The organism is Streptomyces sp. NPDC001415 (assembly GCF_053597395.1).
In genome coordinates this window covers 252,253-271,133 of the sequence record NZ_JBSFIE010000008.1, presented here as the reverse complement: position 1 = coordinate 271,133, position 18,881 = coordinate 252,253, and the positions used below count along the sequence as shown (strand labels likewise).

15 protein-coding genes are annotated in these 18,881 nt (G+C 71.2%); 12 read left to right on the top strand and 3 right to left on the bottom strand.

Annotation, left to right across the window (positions count from 1 at the left end; translation table 11 throughout):
- The first annotated feature begins 5 nt into the window (after positions 1-5).
- The 9 genes from ACWC2B_RS13985 to ACWC2B_RS13945 all read left to right on the top strand — a co-directional run bounded on the left by ACWC2B_RS13985 (position 6) and on the right by ACWC2B_RS13945 (position 12,946).
- Positions 6-704, top strand: a complete 699-nt coding sequence (locus tag ACWC2B_RS13985; protein ID WP_450716688.1) for an SDR family oxidoreductase — start codon at positions 6-8, stop codon at positions 702-704.
- 40 nt (positions 705-744) lie between these two features.
- Positions 745-1,770 carry a methionine synthase gene (locus tag ACWC2B_RS13980; RefSeq protein ID WP_450716687.1) on the top strand — a complete coding sequence of 342 codons (1,026 nt, stop codon included), beginning with the start codon at positions 745-747 and terminating at the stop codon, positions 1,768-1,770.
- 25 nt (positions 1,771-1,795) lie between these two features.
- Positions 1,796-3,997: an NAD-dependent DNA ligase LigA gene (ligA, locus tag ACWC2B_RS13975; RefSeq protein ID WP_450716686.1), complete on the top strand. Its 2,202-nt coding sequence runs from the start codon at positions 1,796-1,798 to the stop codon at positions 3,995-3,997.
- A 275-nt stretch (positions 3,998-4,272) separates the two neighbouring features.
- On the top strand, positions 4,273-6,393 hold the full coding sequence (locus tag ACWC2B_RS13970) for a putative bifunctional diguanylate cyclase/phosphodiesterase (RefSeq protein WP_450716685.1): 2,121 nt from the start codon (positions 4,273-4,275) through the stop codon (positions 6,391-6,393).
- Positions 6,394-6,601: 208 nt separating this feature from the next.
- Entirely contained in the window at positions 6,602-6,898 is a 297-nt protein-coding gene (gene gatC, locus ACWC2B_RS13965; protein ID WP_003966094.1) for an Asp-tRNA(Asn)/Glu-tRNA(Gln) amidotransferase subunit GatC, read from the top strand.
- 4 nt (positions 6,899-6,902) lie between these two features.
- Positions 6,903-8,396, top strand: coding sequence for an Asp-tRNA(Asn)/Glu-tRNA(Gln) amidotransferase subunit GatA (gatA, locus tag ACWC2B_RS13960; protein ID WP_450716684.1), 1,494 nt, complete (start codon positions 6,903-6,905; stop codon positions 8,394-8,396).
- Positions 8,393-8,632: a hypothetical protein gene (locus ACWC2B_RS13955; protein WP_450716683.1), complete on the top strand. Its 240-nt coding sequence runs from the start codon at positions 8,393-8,395 to the stop codon at positions 8,630-8,632. Before gatA ends, ACWC2B_RS13955 begins: the two co-directional genes overlap by 4 nt.
- Positions 8,633-8,648: 16 nt before the next feature.
- The gene (gene gatB / locus ACWC2B_RS13950; RefSeq protein WP_450716682.1) at positions 8,649-10,154 is read left to right on the top strand and encodes an Asp-tRNA(Asn)/Glu-tRNA(Gln) amidotransferase subunit GatB; all 1,506 of its coding nucleotides are present in this window, start codon (positions 8,649-8,651) and stop codon (positions 10,152-10,154) included.
- Positions 10,155-10,837: 683 nt separating this feature from the next.
- Entirely contained in the window at positions 10,838-12,946 is a 2,109-nt protein-coding gene (locus ACWC2B_RS13945) for a phosphocholine-specific phospholipase C (RefSeq protein ID WP_450716681.1), read from the top strand.
- Positions 12,947-12,965: 19 nt separating this feature from the next.
- Here the strand turns inward: ACWC2B_RS13945 and ACWC2B_RS13940 are convergent, their stop codons facing one another.
- From ACWC2B_RS13940 to ACWC2B_RS13930, 3 genes are all read right to left on the bottom strand, one after another.
- Complete coding sequence (locus ACWC2B_RS13940; RefSeq protein ID WP_450716680.1) at positions 12,966-13,106, bottom strand: hypothetical protein; 141 nt, start codon at positions 13,104-13,106, stop codon at positions 12,966-12,968.
- Position 13,107: 1 nt separating this feature from the next.
- Positions 13,108-13,980, bottom strand: coding sequence for a hypothetical protein (locus tag ACWC2B_RS13935; protein WP_450716679.1), 873 nt, complete (start codon positions 13,978-13,980; stop codon positions 13,108-13,110).
- Between the two features lie 212 nt (positions 13,981-14,192).
- Positions 14,193-14,591 (bottom strand): hypothetical protein, encoded by a 399-nt coding sequence (locus ACWC2B_RS13930; protein ID WP_450716678.1) that lies wholly within the window; start codon positions 14,589-14,591, stop codon positions 14,193-14,195.
- A 500-nt stretch (positions 14,592-15,091) separates the two neighbouring features.
- Between ACWC2B_RS13930 and ACWC2B_RS13925 the strand changes: the two genes are divergently transcribed.
- Genes ACWC2B_RS13925 through ACWC2B_RS13915 form a run of 3 tightly spaced genes read left to right on the top strand, consistent with a single transcriptional unit; the run spans position 15,092 to position 18,761 of the window.
- Complete coding sequence (locus ACWC2B_RS13925) at positions 15,092-16,630, top strand: peptidoglycan-binding domain-containing protein (RefSeq protein WP_450716677.1); 1,539 nt, start codon at positions 15,092-15,094, stop codon at positions 16,628-16,630.
- Positions 16,627-17,484 carry an ABC transporter ATP-binding protein gene (locus ACWC2B_RS13920; RefSeq protein WP_450716676.1) on the top strand — a complete coding sequence of 286 codons (858 nt, stop codon included), beginning with the start codon at positions 16,627-16,629 and terminating at the stop codon, positions 17,482-17,484. Before ACWC2B_RS13925 ends, ACWC2B_RS13920 begins: the two co-directional genes overlap by 4 nt.
- A gap of 47 nt (positions 17,485-17,531) precedes the next feature.
- Complete coding sequence (locus ACWC2B_RS13915) at positions 17,532-18,761, top strand: ABC transporter permease (RefSeq protein WP_450716748.1); 1,230 nt, start codon at positions 17,532-17,534, stop codon at positions 18,759-18,761.
- Positions 18,762-18,881 lie beyond the last annotated feature (120 nt).

Genomic DNA, 18,881 nt, shown 5'->3' with positions numbered 1-18,881 from the left:
CGAGCATGGCGGGTATGGCTACTCACCTGATCACCGGGGCCGGTTCCGGCATCGGCGCGGCCGTCGCGCGCCGGCTGCACGAGCGCGGCGACGAGCTCATCCTGCTCGCGCGCGACGCCGGACGCGCCAAGGAGCTCGCCGCCCGGTACCCCGGCGCCCGCACCCTCGTCGGCGACCTCGCCGACCCCGACCGCCTCTCCTGGGCCTTCGACAAACAGCCGATGCCGGACCAGCTCGACTCGCTGCTGCACATCGCGGGCATCGTCGACCTCGGCCCGGTCGGCGATCTGCGCCCCAAGACCTGGCACCAGCAGCTCAACGTCAACCTCATCGCCCCCGCCGAGATCACCCGCCACCTGCTGCCCCAACTCCGCGCCTCGCGCGGCCACGTGGTGTTCGTGAACTCCGGCGCCGGCCTCAACGCGCACGCCGAATGGGGCGCGTACGCCGCCTCCAAGCACGGCCTCAAGGCGCTCGCCGACTCCCTGCGCCAGGAGGAGCACGCCAACGGCGTCCGCGTGACCTCGGTCTACCCGGGACGCACCGCGAGCCCCATGCAGGCCAAGGTGCACTCGCAGGAGGGCAAGGAGTACGACCCCGCGAAGTTCATCGCCCCCGAGTCGGTGGCCACGACCATCGTGATGGCCATCGACCTGCCGGCCGACGCCGAGGTCAACGACCTCACCGTGCGCCCCGGCAAGTAGCCGGGACCGGGCCCCGCGCCCGGTTGCGTACGCTTCCGGGGTGAGCGAACAGAGCAATTTCCCCTGGGGGCCCGCCACCGGCGTCGGTTCGATGCCGGGCGGCGACGCGCGGGAGACCGCCAAGACCGTCACCGGCTCGCTGATCGGCGCCGAGGGGGCGAGCGGCGACTTCCCCCACCTCGCGGAGCTGCCCGCGCGCGGACCCGGCGCCGACATGATCGGGAGGACCATCGGACTCCTCGTCGAGATGTACGGACACGTGGAGCCCAGCGGCTGGCGCGTCAGCGACCGGCCCGGCCGGGACACCCGGCGGGCCAGGTCCTGGCTCGGCGAGGACCTCGACGCCCTGGAGGAGTTCACCCAGGAGTACACCGGGCCGCTGAAGGTGCAGGCCGTCGGGCCGTGGACGCTGGCCGCCGCCCTGGAGCTCAGGAACGGCGAGCTCTCCCTCGGCGACCCCGGCGCCTGCCGCGACCTCGCGGGATCGCTCGCCGAGGGCCTGCGCGACCACCTCGCGGACGTCCGCCGGCGGGTGCCCGGCGCCCGGATCGTGCTCCAGCTCGACGAGCCCTCCCTCACCTCCGTGCTGCGCGGGCAGATCCGTACCGCCAGCGGATACCGCACCCACCGGGCCGTCGACCGGCAGGTCGTCGAGGCCGCCCTGCGGGACGTCGTCGCCGTGCACGATGGTCCGGTCGTCGTCCACTCCTGCGCCCCCGACGTCCCCTTCGCCCTGCTGCGGCGGGCCGGGGCCGCCGGGGTGTCGTTCGATTTCTCGCTGCTCACCGAGCGTGATGACGAGCAGATCGGTGAGGCCGCCGAGAGCGGCGTCAAGCTCTTCGCCGGAGTGGTGCCGGGCACCGACGGCCCATTGTCAGACCCTGCCGGTAGCGTCATGGGTGTCAGGACGCTGTGGCGCAGGCTGGGGCTGAATCCGGGGACTCTGTGCGAGTCCGTGGTGATCACCCCGGCATGCGGTATGGCGGGTGCGTCCCCGGCCTATGCCCGGGCCGCGCTCGCCCACTGCGTCCGGGCGGCGAGATCGCTCGCGGACAACCCTGAGTGACGGAGAAGACGGGAAACGGGAGGACATGACGGTGGCTGGCGAACAGAACGCAGCGGTGCCCGCGGAGGCACGGGAGAAGCACGCGCTCCTCGCCGAGCAGATCGAGGAGCACCGCTTCCGGTACTACGTGAAGGACCAACCGGTCATCAGCGACGGCGACTTCGACAAGCTGCTCCGCTCGCTCGAAGCGCTGGAGGACGAGCACCCCGAGCTGCGCACACCCGACTCGCCGACCCAGAAGGTGGCGGGCGCCTACGAGACGGACTTCGCCTCGGTCGAGCACCGCGAGCGGATGCTGTCCCTGGACAACGCCTTCGACGACGAGGAACTGGCCGCCTGGGCCGAGCGCATCGCCAAGGACGTCGGCACCACCGAGTACCACTACCTGTGCGAGCTGAAGGTCGACGGCCTCGCCGTGAACCTGACGTACGAGCACGGCCGGCTGACCCGCGCCGCCACCCGCGGCGACGGCCGCACCGGCGAGGACATCACGCCCAACGTGCGCACCATCGCCGACATCCCCGACCGGCTCAAGGGCGACCGCATCCCCGAGCTCGTCGAGATCCGCGGCGAGGTCTACTTCCCGATGGAGGCATTCGAAGGCCTCAACGCCCGCCTGGTCGAAGCGGGCGACAAGCCGTTCGCCAACCCCCGCAACGCGGCCGCCGGTTCGCTGCGCCAGAAGGACCCCAAGGTCACCGCGACCAGACCGCTGCACATGGTGGTCCACGGCATCGGCGCCCGCCAGGGCTTCGACATCGACCGCCTCTCGCAGGCGTACGGCCTGCTGCGCGAATGGGGCCTGCCGACCGCCCAGCGCAACAAGGTGGTCAAGTCCCTCGAAGAAGTGCGGGAGTTCATCGCCTACATGGGCGAGAACCGGCACTCGGTGGTGGAGCACGAGATCGACGGCGTCGTCGTCAAGCTCGACGAGATCCCCCTCCAGGGCCGCCTCGGCTCCACCGCGCGCGCCCCGCGCTGGGCCATCGCCTGGAAGTACGCGCCCGAAGAGGTCAACACCAAGCTCGTCAACATCCGCGTGGGCGTGGGCCGTACCGGCCGCGTCACGCCCTACGCACAGGTCGAGCCGGTCACCGTGGCCGGCTCCGAGGTCGAGTTCGCCACCCTCCACAACCAGGACGTGGTGAAGGCCAAGGGCGTCCTCATCGGCGACACCGTGGTGCTCCGCAAGGCCGGAGACGTCATCCCGGAGATCCTCGGCCCCGTCGCCGACCTGCGGGACGGCAGCGAGTACCCCTTCGAGATGCCCGCCGAGTGCCCGGAATGCGGGACCGCGCTGCGTCCGATGAAGGAGGGCGACATCGACCTGCGCTGCCCCAACGCCCAGTCCTGTCCCGCCCAATTGAGGGAGCGGCTGTTCTACCTGGGCGGTCGCAAGAGCCTCGACATCGAGAACTTCGGATACGTCGCGGCCGCCGCGCTCACCAGACCGCTGGAGCCGACGACGCCGCCGCTGCTCGACGAGGGCGACCTCTTCGACCTCACGATGGATCAGCTCCTGCCCATCAAGGCGTACGTCCTCGATCAGGACAGCGGACTGCCCAAGCGCGACCCCAAGACCGGCGAGGAGAAGGTCGCCCTCGTCTTCGCCAACATGAACGGGGAGCCGCGCAAGAACGCCGTCTCGATGCTGGAGAACATCGCGGCGGCCAAGGAGCGCCCCCTCGCCCGGATCCTCACCGGGCTCTCCATTCGCCACGTCGGCCCGGTCGCCGCCGAGGCGCTGGCCCGCGAATTCCGCTCCATCGACCGCATCCAGCAGGCCACCGAGGAGGAACTCGCCGCGGTCGAGGGCGTCGGCGGCACCATCGCGGCCTCCCTCAAGCAGTGGTTCGCCGAGGAGTGGCACCAGGAGATCCTGCGCAAGTGGAAGGCCGCCGGCGTCCGCATGGAGGACGAGAGCACCGGCGAGGACGAGGGACCGCGCCCGCTGGAGGGCCTCACCGTCGTCGTGACCGGAACTCTTGAGCGGCACACCAGAGATGGCGCGAAAGAAGCGCTGCAGAGCCGCGGAGCCAAGGTCACCGGTTCCGTTTCCAAGAAGACCTCCTTCGTCGTCGTCGGCGACAGCCCGGGGTCCAAATACGACAAGGCGATGCAGCTGAAGGTTCCGGTTCTGGACGAGGGCGGCTTCGCCGTTCTGCTGGAACAAGGGCCCGACGCCGCGAGAGAAGCCGCGATGCCCAACGCCCCAGAGGGGGAATGAGACAGAAACGAGGGTAGTAACAGGGGGCCTGGAGGCTGCGCGGAGTCACCCGTTCGGCGCATAGCAGACCGATGCGGGTGGCTGGGTCGCATTCGGGCAAGAGCTGTAGAGCGCTGCCCGACAGAGCCTTCTGCGGCCTACTGTTGAGATGTGCGCCTGTCGTGCACGGCTGATGGCCCCTGCTAGTGGAGCGGTTGGGGTTCAACACAAGTCGTGGTGGCATGACATCGGGGCCATCGCGTGCACGGGCACTGCCGGCTGTGAGAGGGACGGGAATGAAACCGACCGAGAGCACCGCCCCGGCCGTGAGGCTGCGCGGGTTCACGGGCTTTTCGTCCAGGCTGACGGCCGTTGTCACAGGCCTCGCGGGCGTGGTCCTTGCCACCGGCTTCTACCGGGCCGTCCAGCAGGGCGACGCCCTGTTCCCCGGCGGGACGACGGGCTGGTCGCTCGCCGTCCTCACCGGCATTATCGTCGGCCATCTCGTCGCGCTCGGCCGTGAGCGCTGGTGGGGCGGCACCGGTTCGGGAGCCGCCCTCACCATTGCCGTGCTGCTCCTGTACGGCTGGCTGCCGGCCGCGCTGGTCAGCCTGGCCGTGGTGGTCCTGGTCGGCGCCGCGCGGCGCAACCGCTGGCGCCAGGGCGTGCTGCACGGCGCCGTGGACATCCTCGGCATAGGAGCCGCGGGCCTGGTCCTGGCCGCCTTCGACGTCGTCCCGGGCGTGGCCCACCCGTGGTGGCCCACCCAGTGGAGCGTCGCCGGCGCCCCCGAAATCGTGCTCGCGGCCGGTACGTATCTGCTGCTCACCAGGATGCTGCTCTGGTACGCGCTCGCGCCCCGCGGCGGCGGGCTGCCCACCGTCGCCCGCACGGCCCTGTTCAGGCAGGGGCTCGTCGCGGTCGCGCTCCTCGGGATCGCCCCGCTGATCTGCGTCGTCGCCATGTCGGTGCCCCTGCTGCTCCCGCTGTTCGCGGTTCCGCTCGTCGCCCTCGACTCGACGCTCTGGATCGCCCGGGCCCGCGCCGAGGAGCAACTGCGCGACCCGCTCACCGGCCTCCCCAACCGCCAGTGGCTCCTGGAACGCACCTGGTCGGCCCTGGAGGAGGCGGAGAGCACCGGCACCCGCTCCGCGCTCGTCCTGATCGACCTCGACCGCTTCCGGTCGGTGAACGACACCCTCGGGCACCTCGCGGGAGACCGTCTCCTGCTCCAGATAGCCGAACGGCTCAGGACCGCTCTGCCGCGCGGCGCGGAGGCGGCCAGACTGGGCGGCGACGAGTTCGCCGTGCTGCTGCCCGTGTGCGACTCCGCGACCAGCGCCATGCGGACGGCCCGCGGCATGGTCGCCGAGCTTTCCTCGCCGCTCGACCTGGACGGGCTGACCCTCGTCCTGGAGGCCAGCGCGGGCGTCGCGCTCTTCCCCGACCACGCGCTGGACGCCGAGGGGCTGCTCCGCCGGGCCGACGTCGCGATGTACCAGGCCAAGCGGGACCGCACGGGCGTGGAGGTCTACGAATCCAAGCGGGACTCCAACACCCCTGACCGTCTCGGCCTGTTGGGCGATCTGCGGCGTGCGCTCGACGCGGGGGACGTGGAGCTGCACTACCAGCCGAAGGTCCAGTTCGACGGCCAGGTGGCGGGACTTGAGGCGCTGGTGCGCTGGGTGCACCCCGAGCGCGGGCGGGTCCCTCCGGACGAGTTCATCGCGATCGCCGAGTCCAGCGGGCTGATGCCGCACCTCACCGAGTACGTCCTGGAGACGGCGCTCGCCCAGGTGGCGCGGTGGCGGGCCCAGGGCCTCAAGGTCCCGGTCGCCGTCAACGTCTCCCCGCGCGACGTCCACACGCCCGGCTTCGCGGGGGCCGTCGCCGCCCGCCTCGCCCGGCACGGCGTCCCGGCCGGCGCGCTCCAGCTGGAGATAACGGAACACGTCCTGCTTGAGGACCCGCAGCGGGCCGCCGACACCATGGCCGGGCTGACCGGCCACGGCGTGAAGATGTCCCTCGACGACTTCGGTACGGGGTATTCGTCGCTGGTGCACCTGCGGCGGCTGCCGGTCAGCGAGTTGAAGATCGACCGGTCGTTCGTGGCCCGGCTCGCCATCGACAACGAGGACGCGGAGATCGTCCGCTGCACCGTCGATCTCGCCCACTCGCTCGGCCTGTTGGTGGTGGCGGAGGGCGTCGAGGACGACGAGACGTGGGAGCGGCTGCGGGACCTGGGGTGCGACGCGGTGCAGGGGTGGCTGGTGGCCGCGGCGATGCCGCCCGCCGAGGCGACGGCCTGGCTGCTCGCCCGGGGCGACTCCGGGTGGCACCGGCCGGCCGAGATCGCGGCCGCCGCCGCTGCGCGGGCCGAGGCGGAGGCGCAGGGCTCCGGGCAGCCCGTGCAGTGATCCGGGGCGCCCGGGGCTCCGCCCCGGACCCCGGCCGCTCGACCTCGGCGGGGGTGCGTCGGCCCCGTACCGCACAGGGCCCGGGCCGCCCGCAGCCGCAGCCGGGGGCGGTGACCGAGGGTGAGCGGGTAATCCGTTTCGTGGTGAGGGCGCCGCGCCCCATAGGATTGGGCCCAAACCACACTCACTCACCCCTGAGGATCGCTGCATGCCTGGCATTACGCGCGAGGAGGTCGCCCACCTCGCCCGGCTGGCGCGTCTGGAGCTGAAGGGCGAAGAGCTCGACCACTTCGCCGGACAGCTCGACGACATCATCGGCGCGGTCGCCCGCGTCTCCGAGGTCGCCGACCAAGACGTACCCCCGACCTCCCACCCGCTGCCGCTGACCAATGTCATGCGCGCGGACGAGGTCCGTCCGTCGCTCACCCCCGCGCAGGCGCTCTCCGGCGCCCCGGCCCAGGAGCAGCAGCGTTTCAAGGTGCCGCAGATCCTGGGGGAGGACTAATCACATGACGGACATCATCAAGCTCACCGCCGCCGAGATCGCCTCGAAGATCGCGTCCGGCGAGCTCACGGCCGTCGAGGTCACCGAGGCCCACCTGGCCCGCATCGAGGCCGTGGACGAGAAGGTCCACGCCTTCCTGCACGTCGACCGGGAGGGCGCGCTCGCGCAGGCCCGCGCCGTCGACGCCAAGCGCGCGGCCGGCGAGAAGCTCGGCCCGCTGGCCGGTGTGCCCCTCGCGCTGAAGGACATCTTCACCACCGAGGGCATCCCGACCACCGTCGGCTCGAAGATCCTCGAAGGCTGGATCCCGCCGTACGACGCGACGCTCACCAAGCGCCTCAAGGACGCGGACGTCGTCATCCTCGGCAAGACCAACATGGACGAGTTCGCCATGGGGTCGTCGACGGAGAACAGCGCGTACGGCCCGACCGGCAACCCGTGGGACCTGACCCGCATTCCGGGCGGTTCGGGTGGCGGTTCGAGTGCCGCCCTCGCCTCCTACGAGGCCCCGCTCGCCATCGGTACGGACACCGGCGGCTCCATCCGCCAGCCCGCCGCCGTCACCGGCACCGTCGGCGTCAAGCCGACCTACGGCGCGGTCTCCCGCTACGGCATGGTCGCCTTCTCGTCCTCCCTGGACCAGGGCGGCCCCTGCGCCCGTACGGTCCTGGACGCCGCGCTGCTGCACGAGGTCATCGCCGGGCACGACCCGCTCGACTCGACCTCCATCGACGCGCCGGTCCCGCCGGTCGTCGAGGCCGCGAAGAACGGTTCCGTCGCCGGGATGCGTGTCGGCGTCGTGAAGCAGTTCTCCGGCGAGGGCTACCAGGCCGGCGTCGTCCAGCGCTTCAACGAGTCGGTCGAGCTGCTCAAGTCGCTCGGCGCCGAGATCGTCGAGCTGGACTGCCCCTCCTTCGACCTGGCGCTCTCCGCGTACTACCTGATCGCGCCGTCCGAGTGCTCCTCCAACCTGGCCCGCTTCGACGCCATGCGCTACGGCCTGCGGGTCGGCGACGACGGCACGAAGTCCGCCGAGGACGTCACCGCCCTGACCCGCGAGGCCGGCTTCGGCGACGAGGTCAAGCGCCGCATCATCCTCGGTACGTACGCGCTCAGCTCCGGCTACTACGACGCGTACTACGGCTCGGCCCAGAAGGTCCGCACCCTCATCACCCGCGACTTCGAGAAGGCCTTCGAGCAGGTCGACGTGATCGTCTCGCCGACCACGCCCACCACCGCCTTCCCGATCGGCGAGCGCGCCGACGACCCGATGGCGATGTACCTCGCCGACCTGTGCACCATCCCGACCAACATGGCGGGCAACGCCGCCATGTCGCTGCCCTGCGGCCTCGCGCCGGAGGACGGCCTGCCGGTCGGGCTGCAGATCATCGCCCCCGCCATGAAGGACGACCGCCTGTACAAGGTGGGAGCCGCTGTCGAGGCCGCCTTCGTGGAAAAGTGGGGCCACCCGCTGCTTGAGGAGGCTCCGTCGCTGTGAGTGCACTGACCAAGGCCAAGGGATTCAAGAAGTCCAAGGCCGGTACGTACCTGTCCATGGGCACCACCGCCTTCGGCGCGATCAGCGTGGCGAAGCAGGTCAAGAAGGCCCGCCTGGAGCACGACACGCTGCAGCTCGTCGACGCGATCGTCTCCGCCGCCGCCATCGCCACCGGCATCGCCCTGCTGTACCGCGAGCTGAAGCGCCTCGGCGACGACGACGTCCTGCTGGGCTGAGAGGGAAAGTTTCACCGTGACTAGCGAACTCCTGTCGTACGAGGACGCGTTGGCGTCGTACGACCCCGTCATGGGCCTTGAGGTCCATGTCGAACTCGGCACCAGGACCAAGATGTTCTGCGGCTGTTCCACGGAGCTGGGCGCCGAGCCCAACTCGCAGACCTGCCCCACCTGCCTCGGCCTGCCCGGCTCGCTCCCGGTCGTCAACGCGATCGGCGTCGAGTCGGCCGTCAAGATCGGCCTCGCGCTGAACTGCGAGATCGCCGAGTGGTGCCGCTTCGCCCGGAAGAACTACTTCTATCCGGACATGCCGAAGAACTTCCAGACCTCGCAGTACGACGAGCCGATCGCCTTCAACGGCTACCTGGACGTCCAGCTGGAGGACGGCGAGATCTTCCGCGTGGAGATCGAGCGCGCCCACATGGAGGAGGACACCGGCAAGTCCACGCACGTCGGTGGTGCGACGGGCCGCATCCACGGCGCCTCGCACTCGCTCCTGGACTACAACCGCGCGGGCATCCCGCTCATCGAGATCGTCACCAAGCCGATCGAGGGCGCGGGAGAGCGGGCCCCCGAGGTCGCCAAGGCGTACGTGGCCGAGCTGCGCGAGGTCATCAAGGCGCTCGACGTCTCCGAGGCCCGGATGGACAAGGGCCAGATGCGCTGCGACGTGAACCTGTCGCTGCGCCCGCACGGCGTCGAGAAGTTCGGCACGCGTTCGGAGACCAAGAACGTCAACTCGCTCCGCTCGGTGGAGCGGGCGGCCCGCTTCGAGATCCAGCGGCACGCGGCCGTACTGTCCTCGGGCGGCACGATCGTGCAGGAGACCCGTCACTTCCACGAGGACGACGGCTCCACCACGTCGGGGCGCATCAAGGACAACGCCGAGGACTACCGCTACTTCCCCGAGCCGGACCTGGTGCCGGTGGCTCCCGCGCGCGCGTGGGTCGAGGAACTGCGTGCGGGGCTCCCCGAGATGCCTCGCGTGCGGCGCAACCGGCTCCGCGAGGAGTGGGGCGTCAGCGAGCACGACATGCAGTCGATGCTGAACGCGGGCGCGGTCGACCCGATCGTCGCGACGATCGAGGCGGGCGCGGACGCGGCGGGTGCCCGTAAGTGGTGGATGGGCGAGCTCGCCCGCAACGCCAACGAGCAGGGCGTCACCCTGGACGCGCTGCCCGTCACGCCGGCCCAGGTCGCGCGGGTCGTGGCGCTGGTCTCCGAGGGTTCCCTCAACGACAAGCTGGCGCGCCAGGTCATCGAGGGTGTCCTCGCGGGCGAGGGCGACCCGGACGCGGTCGTCGAGAAGCGCGGCCTCAAGGTCGTCTCGGACGAGGGGGCGCTGGGGGCCGCCGTGGACGAGGCGATCGCCGGCAACGCGGCCATCGCGGACAAGATCCGGGGTGGCAAGGTCGCGGCGGTTGGCGCGCTGGTCGGGGCGGTCATGAAGACCACGCGTGGTCAGGCCGATGCGGCGCGCGTGAAGCAGCTGATCCTGGAGAAGCTGGGCGTCGAGGGCTAGCCCTCGGATCTCCTGGTACGTCCCCAAGGGGCGGCCGCCCCGGGCAAGTTACCCGGAGCGGGCCGCCCCTTCGGCTTCCCCCACCCCGCCCCTTCCCTAGACCCGCCGGGGGTTGGAAAGGGTGAAGCCCGGGTCTCCTGGGGCTCCGCCCCAGACCCCGTTCGCGCCTTAAGGGCGCTCGTCCTCAAACTCCCCCAAGGCCTCAAGGGCCAGGGGGGACCCCCATGACGGGCTGGGGGTGCCCGTACGGGCGGTACGCCAGCTGCCGGGTGGGCCGGGGTGCCTGTGGGCTGGGTATGCCCGCAGGGGCACCCTGCCAAGGCCGGCGCTGCTAGGGGCGAGGGGAACTGCGCGACCAGCCATGCACGGTCCGCGGCTGAACAGGGGGTTAGGGGCGGGGAACTGCGCGATCGGGCGCGAGTGGCCCTCAGTTGAGTGGCCGGGCGCCCAGCGCAGGGGTCTGGGGGCGCAGCCCCCAGGGAGGCCGCACCTTCGGGCTCCGTCACGGGTGGGCAAGGGGCCGGGGGTCTGGGGGCGGAGCCCCCAGGAGGGGAAGGGGGTTGGACTTTCGGCGCGGGCGTTTGGACGTTCATCGGGGGGCCGGGGGTGGGCCTTCTGGGGGACACCCGGGGTCACTACCGTTCCCCCGACGCAGCTCACCACGTACAACCCGGGAGGACCACTTGGCCACGGACATCTCACGGCGCCGCCTGCTCGCACTCGGCGGCGGCGCGCTCGGCGCCGCCGCGGCCGGGTCGTTGCTGCCGCCGTCGCTGCAGGCGGCGATGGCCGCCGGGCCGCCCGCCGGTGGGCTGAGCGCGGTCAAGCACGTCGTGATCCTCATGCAGGAGAACCGGTCCTTCGACCACTACTTCGGCACCTTGCGGGGCGTGCGCGGCTTCGGTGACCGCAATGCCCTCCAACTCCCCGGCGGCAGGCCCGTGTTCGAGCAGCCCGGGCCGCTCGGCAGCACCGTCCTTCCCTTCCCCGTGCGCGGCGCCGCGGCCGCCCAGCACAAGGACCTCCAGTACATAGGCGCCCTGGACCACTCCTGGAGCGGCGGTGCCAAGGCCTGGAACGGCGGCTGGATGGACAACTGGGTCTCCGCCAAGACCTCGGCGACCATGGCCTACTACGACCGCCAGGACATCCCGCTGCACTACGAACTCGCCGACACCTTCACCGTCTGCGACGCCTACCACTCCTCCATCCACAGCTCCACCAGCCCCAACCGCAACCATCTGTGGAGCGGCAAGACCGGGTTCGAGGCCAATGGTCAGAGGGCCGTGGGTAACGATGCCTATGACGAGGGGACCCATCCCGGGTACGGCTGGGGCACCTACGCCGAGCGGCTCGAAAAGGCCGGGCGCAGCTGGAAGACGTACACCGAGTGGGAGAACTTCACCGACAACCAGATCGAGTTCTTCACCACCTTCAAAGCCATTGCGCGGAAGGTGCTCGCCAAGACAGGTGGGCACACTTTCATGGAGTCCTTCTACTCCGTTGTACGCGACGCCACTGACAACGCCGAGCGGCAGCGGCTTCTCGGGCTGCTCGACCAAGGGGTCGCCACCCTCACCAAGGCCGAACGCAGCCTGTTCGAGCGGGGGTTGAGGCGGGTGCCCACCGGCACGCTCGCCGACGCCTTCGGCGAGGACGTCGCCGCCGGCACCCTGCCCGAAGTCTCCTACCTGGTGCCCTCGGCGCTCGACTCCGAGCACCCGAGCGTCTCCTCGCCCGTGCACAGCGCCACCATCGTCTACAAGGTGCTCGACGCACTCGGCAAGCACCCCGACGTCTGGCGGCACACCGTCGTCCTCGTCAACTACGACGAGAACGACGGCTTCTTCGACCACGTCCCGCCGCCCGTCGCCCCGCCCGAGGTGGCCGACGAGCAGTGGGAGGGCAGGCCCACCGGGCTCGGCGCGCGGGTGCCGCTGCTCGTCGTCTCACCGTGGAGCGTGGGCGGTTACGTCTGCTCCGAGGTCTTCGACCACACCTCCGTGATCCGCTTCCTGGAACAGTGGACCGGGGTGCGCGAGCCCAACATCAGCACGTGGCGGCGTACCGTCGCCGGCGACCTGACCTCCGCCTTCGACTTCAAGCGGGGCAGGCCGCAGCCCGCCGTGACCCGGCCCGGCCCCATCCCGCCGCTGAGCGGACGCTGGCGCCCCGAGCCGCCCGCCCAGCAGCACATGCCCGTACAGGAAGAGGGCACCCGGCCCGCCCGGCCGCTGCCGTACCAGCCGGACGCGTACGCACGGGTCGCCGACGGCGCCCTCCAGGTGCAGCTCAGCAACAACGGCCGGGCCAGCGCCCACTTCGCGCTCTACCCGTACGCCAAGGAGTTCGCCACGCCGCAGCACAAGGACGTAAGGGGCAAGGCGCAATGGAGCGTGCCCCTTACCGGCGGGGCGAACGGCGCCTACAGGTTCACCGTCACCGGCCCGAACGGGTTCCGGCGGGAGTTCGAGGGCGCCGGGGCCGCGGACGCCGCCGAGGTGACCACGTACCTCGACCACAACGACCGCGACGTCCATCTGACGCTCCGCAACCGCGGCAGCGAGCCCGTCACCTTCGTCGTGCGGCCGCTCGGCTACGCCGACGAGGCCGATCTGCGGGACTGGAAGCGGACCGTCACCGTCAAGCCCGGGCGCAGTCGCACGGTGGTGCACTCCGCCGCCGACGCGCACGGCTGGTACGACCTCGAAGTGACCGCGGACGGCGGCGGCACGTTCCGCAGGCGCCTGATGGGCCACATCGAGAACGGCCGCCCGAGCGTCTCCGGCTGACCCCGGCCGGCCGCACCGGTCACCCGGGCGAGGCGCTCTGGGTGACCGTGGCGGGCTGCGGCGAGTCGTCGTCGCAGCCCGCGAGCCCGGCCAGCGAGAGAAGAACGGCAAGGGTCAGAGCTGCCCGAACGGCCAGGTGCTGCCGTTTGTTTGACGCCATGTCAGCTTCCCGTCGCGAGGATCGTCGCCGAATTGCGCAGCGTGGCGTCCACCTGCTGTTTCACCTTCGCCAGGTCCTCGGCGTGCTGCTCGATGTACCGGTTCTCGTACGCGGTCAGCACCGCGTACCAGATGCCGACGACATTGGTCTGCTGTTTGCAGGCGACATCCGCGCGAGCCGTCGCGATCTCCGTCGGACTCGGCTGCGGGGAGCGCCACGCCGGGTCGTTCACGGCGTCTTCGGGGCTCTTGTACGCGTAGCCCTTCCCTTTCATACACGTACTCCAGGAGCCGAAAGCGTCCTGGACCCGGCTGTCCGACTTCGATTGCTGATACGGGCCGAGCATGACGTTCGCCGCGTCGAAGATCCCCACTCCCGGGGTGCCGCCCTTGGTCAATTCGGCTTCCACCACGGCATTGCAGCCACCTTTGGGGACGGAATGCCCATTGATGTCCGGGCCCTTGTAGGTGCCGGTGAAGACCGACTTCTCGACCGGCGTCGGATCACCGCCCGTTTCGGATTTCTTTCCGCCCCCGGAGCCGTCCTTGGAATGATCGTCGGGGGAGTGGTATCCGTACTGCGAAGCCCGGTTCTCATCGATGATCAGGAACAGCGTGTCGAGTTTCTGGCCGACGGGTGCCGGGTCGATCACATCGCTGCCGTGCCAGTCGATTCCGTATTGCGTCATGCAGCGCCGGGCGAGCACGCGCTGGGCGTTGAGCGTGTCCAGGTACTGCTGCTGATTGAGGGTGTACGCGTCCAGCGGCAGCGGCTTGATCCCCGAGGCATTGGTGATCTTCGCAATGGCGCCGGTCTTCGGCTGCTCGGCTTTCTGCGACGGGCTCGAACAGCCCGCGGCGAGCAGCAGCGCCACGGCCGCCGCCACCGCCAGGGGCGGGCCCGATACCCTGGGGAACCTGGCCGGCGTCGCCGCGCCCGGGCGCCCTCCCTGTGGATCTCGCGCGTCCATGGCCACCTTTCAGACTTCGTGCCCGCCGGGACTTGGGGTGCGGAGCAGCCGGTTCGCCGGCCGGCCGCCGCCGCGGACCGTGCCCTGGTCCGCGGCGGCAGCCGAGTGGGATCCGGTCAGCTCCACTCGATGGAACTGGCGCGGTCGTTCATCGCGTCGCCGACATAGCTGGAGTCGCCGGTGAACCCGTAGGTCGAGCCCCAGCGGTTGCTGTTCTCATACAGCTTTGTCCAGCAGTTCGCATAGCTGCGGAACGAGGAGATGACGTCGTTCCAGCCACTCGGCATGGAGTTGACGTAGAAGTCGACGTCCGAGGTGGTCGCGCTGCAGGTGCCGCCGGTCACGGTGTACGTCGCGCCCTGGTAGTTGGCGTTGACGAACTCGATGCCGATGACGGTGGCGGCCGGGCCGAGCGTGGTGGCGGCGGGGGTGCTCGCGGCCGAGGCGGGAGTGGCGAGGGCGGTCAGCGCGGCCACTGCGACACCGGTTACGGCTAACACGTATCTGGATCTCACAGCGAATCTCCTTCAGACTTCCGACGGTCTTCCGACCGTCTTCCGAGAAATGACGTGAGGCCGATCTTTCGCGCTCTGTTGTTGCACGGTTCCGGCCGGAGACCGCTGTGCCCCGGGAGGTCTCCCAGGGCAGGAGAGAACCGTAAGTGGTGCGGTTCGTCCGGTCAATGCAGGCTTTGCGGACCCTGGGCCTCCATGGGCTTAAAGGAACGACAGGGGCGGCGGATGCCCGGAAATCATGGCCGGATCCCGCGAAGCTCCGCACGAAGGAGCCGGTTCGGAGTCGAGAATTCCGCGATCGGGAAGCCCAGTTGAAAAGGGTTGGAAAAGATCGGGTGCTTCCAGAAATCCCCCGTGGCGCGCGTCGGTGACCGCCGTTATTCGGCCACACTGGGTGCCGAGCGCCCCCGGAAATTCCCTCTTGACGCGGCCCGGCCCGCACATCAAGCTGGCGCCCGATCCCGCAAGCGGACCGGGCGGCTACCTGGCAGGCGGACCGAATGGCAGACAGTTCCACGTCCGAATCGGGTATTCCGACTGCCCTGGACGCCGATGCGCCCGGCAAGGAAGCCCGGCCGGAGGTGCCGGCACCGCGATCCGCGGAATCTCGACTTCCCGCCGCCGCATCGGCTCTGATCAGGCGTCAGCGCATTCTCCTGATCGTCACCGCGGGCGCCGCGCTGCTGTCCGTCGGCGGGCTCGTCGCCTCGGTCTTCGTCCGTTCCCCCGCCCAGGACGCCGCCGGGCGCCGGGCCCCCGACCCCACCGTGCTGACCGCTCCGGTGCAGCAGCGCGTCCTCACCAAGTCGGTGATCCTGCGCGGCACCGTCACCGCGGGCGGCAGCGTCAACTTCACGCCCGTACAAGGCCAGTCCCAAGGGGCGGCGGCCGGTGCACTGGTCCTGACCGGCATCCGCAAGAAGGCGGGCAGCGCGGTGGCGCCGGGCGACGTCCTGGTCGAGGTCTCCGGGCGGCCCGTCATCGCACTGCCCGGCCCGGTGCCCGCCTACCGGGACCTCAAGCCGGGCGACACCGGCAAGGACGTCGGCGAACTCCAGGACGCGCTGCGCCGCCTCGGGTACGCCGACAGCGACCCGGCGGGCACCTTCGGGCCGCGCACCAAGACCGCCGTCGCCGCGCTCTACGCCGATCGCGGCTACGACCCGCCCGACACCGGCGGCCCGCACGGCGCCTCCGACCAGCAGGCGCTCACCGCGGCCCGCCAGGCCGTCACCACCGCGCAGCGCGCCGTCACCGCCGCCCGCGCGTCCCGCGACGCCGCCCAGGGGGCGGCCGCGATCGCGGCCGCGACCACCCAACTCGGTTACGCGGAACAGGACTTGTCCACCGCGCGAAAGGCCCTCGACGATCTCGTCGCGCACACCGGAGTCATGCTGCCGCTCGCCGAGTTCACCTTCGTACCCGCCTTCCCCGCCCGGCTCTCGACCGTCAACGGAGCCGTCGGCTCGGTCGTCGCCGCGCCGCTGCTCACCATCGACTCGGGGCGGCCCGTGGTGACGACCGTCCTCACCCAGGACCAGAAGGCGTCCCTGCGCGAGGGCATGAAGGTCCAGCTCTCCGCCGAGGTGCTGGGCCAGGAGGCCAAGGGCGCCATCACCACACTCGGCGCGTACACCGCCGGGCCGTCCAACTCCGGCCAGCGAAACGGCAGTTCGGGCAGCGGAGGTCAGAACGGCCCGTCCGGCGGCGGCCAGGGAGGCGGCGGCGACACCCCGCAGGTCCGGGCCGGGTACCCGCTGACCATCACCCCGGACACCGAACTCCCCGCCCCCTGGCTCGGCCTCGACGTGCGGGTCACCGTGACCGCCGCGTCCAGCAACGGGCCGGTCCTCGTCGTGCCCGCCACCGCCGTGAGCGCGGGCGCCGACGGCCGCACCTCGGTGTCCGTACGGGCCGCCTCGGGCTCCCAGAGCCGCATCCCGGTCACCGCGGGCATGGACGCCGACGGGTACGTGGCCGTGACGGCCGCCCCGGGCTTCCGGCTCGCGGCGGGGGACGCCGTGGTGGTGGGCCAGTGAGCGGGTGGTGGCGGCGAGGTGGGGCGAGGAGCGGGGGCCCGGAGGGGCGAAGGGCGGAGGCGGCGGACATCGATACCGACAGCCTTCCCACCCCTGCTCAAGAAGCCGGAGCAGCCGCCCACGCGGGCACCGCGCCGGCCGACACCCCCGAACCCCCCGCCGTCATCCGGCTCGCCGCCGCCGCGCACACCTACGCCGGGCCGCCCCCCGTGCACGCGCTGCGGCCCACCGACCTCACCGTCCGGCGCGGCGAGTACATCGCGGTGGTCGGGCCCTCCGGGTCCGGAAAGTCGACGCTGCTCAACGTGATCGGCCTCGTCGACCGGCCCACCGCCGGCCACTACCGACTCGACGGCATCGACACCGGCGACCTGCCCGAGGCCGACCGGACCGCCCTGCGCGGACACCGCATCGGCCTGGTCTTCCAGGCCTTCCACCTGCTGCCGTACCGCACCGCCACCGAGAACGTCATGCTCGCCCAGGTCTACCTCGGCACCCCGCGCGCCCGACGGCGTACCGAGGCGGTCGACGCGCTGCTCACCGTCGGCCTCGGGCATCGGCTCGACGCGCTGCCCTCCGCCATGTCCGGCGGCGAACGCCAGCGCGTGGCCATCGCCCGCGCGCTGGTCAACCGCCCCAGTCTGCTGCTCTGCGACGAGCCCACCGGCAATCTGGACTCGGCGTCGGCGGGGCGGGTCATGAACACGCTCGACGCCCTCAACGACGGCGGCATCACCCTCGTCGTCATCACCCACGACCCGGCCGTCGCCGCCCGCGCCCGGCGCACCATCACCATCCGCGACGGTCGACTCGCCGAGGACAGCGGCCAATTGGCCGCCGGGAGGCCGACGTGAAGAGACCCGTACGGCGCCCGCGCCACCCGGACATCCCCCGTACCCGCATGGTCTTCAGGGACCTCGCGGCCGAGTCGGTGGCGGGCATCCTGCAACGTCCCGCCCGCACCGCCCTGACCGTCCTCGGCACCCTGCTCGGCGTCGGCGCGTTCGTGGCCATCCTCGGACTCACGGCCACCGCGCGCGGCCAGATCAGCTCCGACTTCACGGTGCTCGCCGCCACCCAGGTCACCGTCAAGGACGTGGGCGCGCCCGACCCGGCCCAGCAGACCGGGGCGGCCACCCGCTACGACTTCCCCGACGACGCCGACCAGCGCGCCGAGCGGCTCAACGGCGCCGTCCACGCCGGAACGTACTGGCAGGTCTTCAAGACCCCGCCCGCCGTCTCCACCCGCTCGGGACCCGCCACCGCAGGGGCGACCGGCTCGCAGGGCGCCGAGGGCCTCACGGTGTACGCGGCGAGCCCGGGCCTGCTCCGGGCCGTCGGCCCCACCCTCAGCAGCGGCACCCTCTACAACACCTTCCACGACAGCAGGCGCATGCACGTCGCCGTGATCGGCTCGGCCGTCGCCCGCCACCTCGGCATCACCAACCTCGCCGCCCAGCCCGCCGTCTTCATCAACGGCACCCCGTACACCGTCGTCGGCATCCTGAAGAACGTCGAGCGCGTGCCCAACCTCCTGCTCTCGGTGATGATCCCCGACCGCACGGCCCGCGCCGACTACGGCGACCCGGCGCCCGACTACGCCGCCACCATGCTCATCCAGACCCGTGTCGGCGCCGCCCAGCTCATCGCGAAACAGGCCCCGCTCGCGCTGCGGCCCGACCGGCCCGACCACCTTCAGGCCGTGCCGCCGCCCGCACCCCACGCGCTCCAGGACAGCGTCACCAGCAGCCTCGACTCGCTGTTCCTGCTGCTCGCGGGCATCACGCTGGTGATCGGCACCGTCGGCATCGCCAACACCACCCTGGTCTCCGTCCTGGAACGTACCGGCGAGATCGGCCTGCGCCGCTCGCTGGGGGCGCGGCCCCGCCACATCGCCGCCCAGTTCCTCACGGAGTCCGCGGCGCTCGGCACCCTCGGCGGGCTGCTCGGCACCGCCGTCAGCATCGTGGTCACCCTGTCGGTCGCCCTCGCCCACGACTGGACGGCCATCCTCGACCCCTGGACGACGCTCCCCGCCCCGCTGATCGGCACCCTCACGGGCCTGCTCGCCGGCGCCTACCCCGCGCTGCGCGCCGCCCGAATCGAACCGGCGGAGGCCCTTCGCCGCTGAGTCCGGGCCGTTCGCCCTCCATAGGGGGAAGGCGCCTGTGAGTAAGGCCACGAAACGGGCAAACGATCACTATTGACTGCCAGAGTGGCTGACGCGCATCCTGCGCACCGCCGTTCTTTG

Bases quoted from the DNA above. Each gene is read 5' to 3' on its own strand.
- ACWC2B_RS13915 (WP_450716748.1), top strand. From the start codon at position 17,532: ATGGTCTTCAGGGACCTCGCGGCCGAGTCGGTGGCGGGCATCCTGCAA.
- gatC (WP_003966094.1), top strand. From the start codon at position 6,602: ATGCCTGGCATTACGCGCGAGGAGGTCGCCCACCTCGCCCGGCTGGCG.
- ligA (WP_450716686.1), top strand. From the start codon at position 1,796: ATGACGGTGGCTGGCGAACAGAACGCAGCGGTGCCCGCGGAGGCACGG.
- ACWC2B_RS13985 (WP_450716688.1), top strand. From the start codon at position 6: ATGGCGGGTATGGCTACTCACCTGATCACCGGGGCCGGTTCCGGCATC.
- ACWC2B_RS13925 (WP_450716677.1), top strand. From the start codon at position 15,092: ATGGCAGACAGTTCCACGTCCGAATCGGGTATTCCGACTGCCCTGGAC.
- ACWC2B_RS13940 (WP_450716680.1), bottom strand. From the start codon at position 13,106: ATGGCGTCAAACAAACGGCAGCACCTGGCCGTTCGGGCAGCTCTGACC.
- gatA (WP_450716684.1), top strand. From the start codon at position 6,903: ATGACGGACATCATCAAGCTCACCGCCGCCGAGATCGCCTCGAAGATC.
- ACWC2B_RS13970 (WP_450716685.1), top strand. From the start codon at position 4,273: ATGAAACCGACCGAGAGCACCGCCCCGGCCGTGAGGCTGCGCGGGTTC.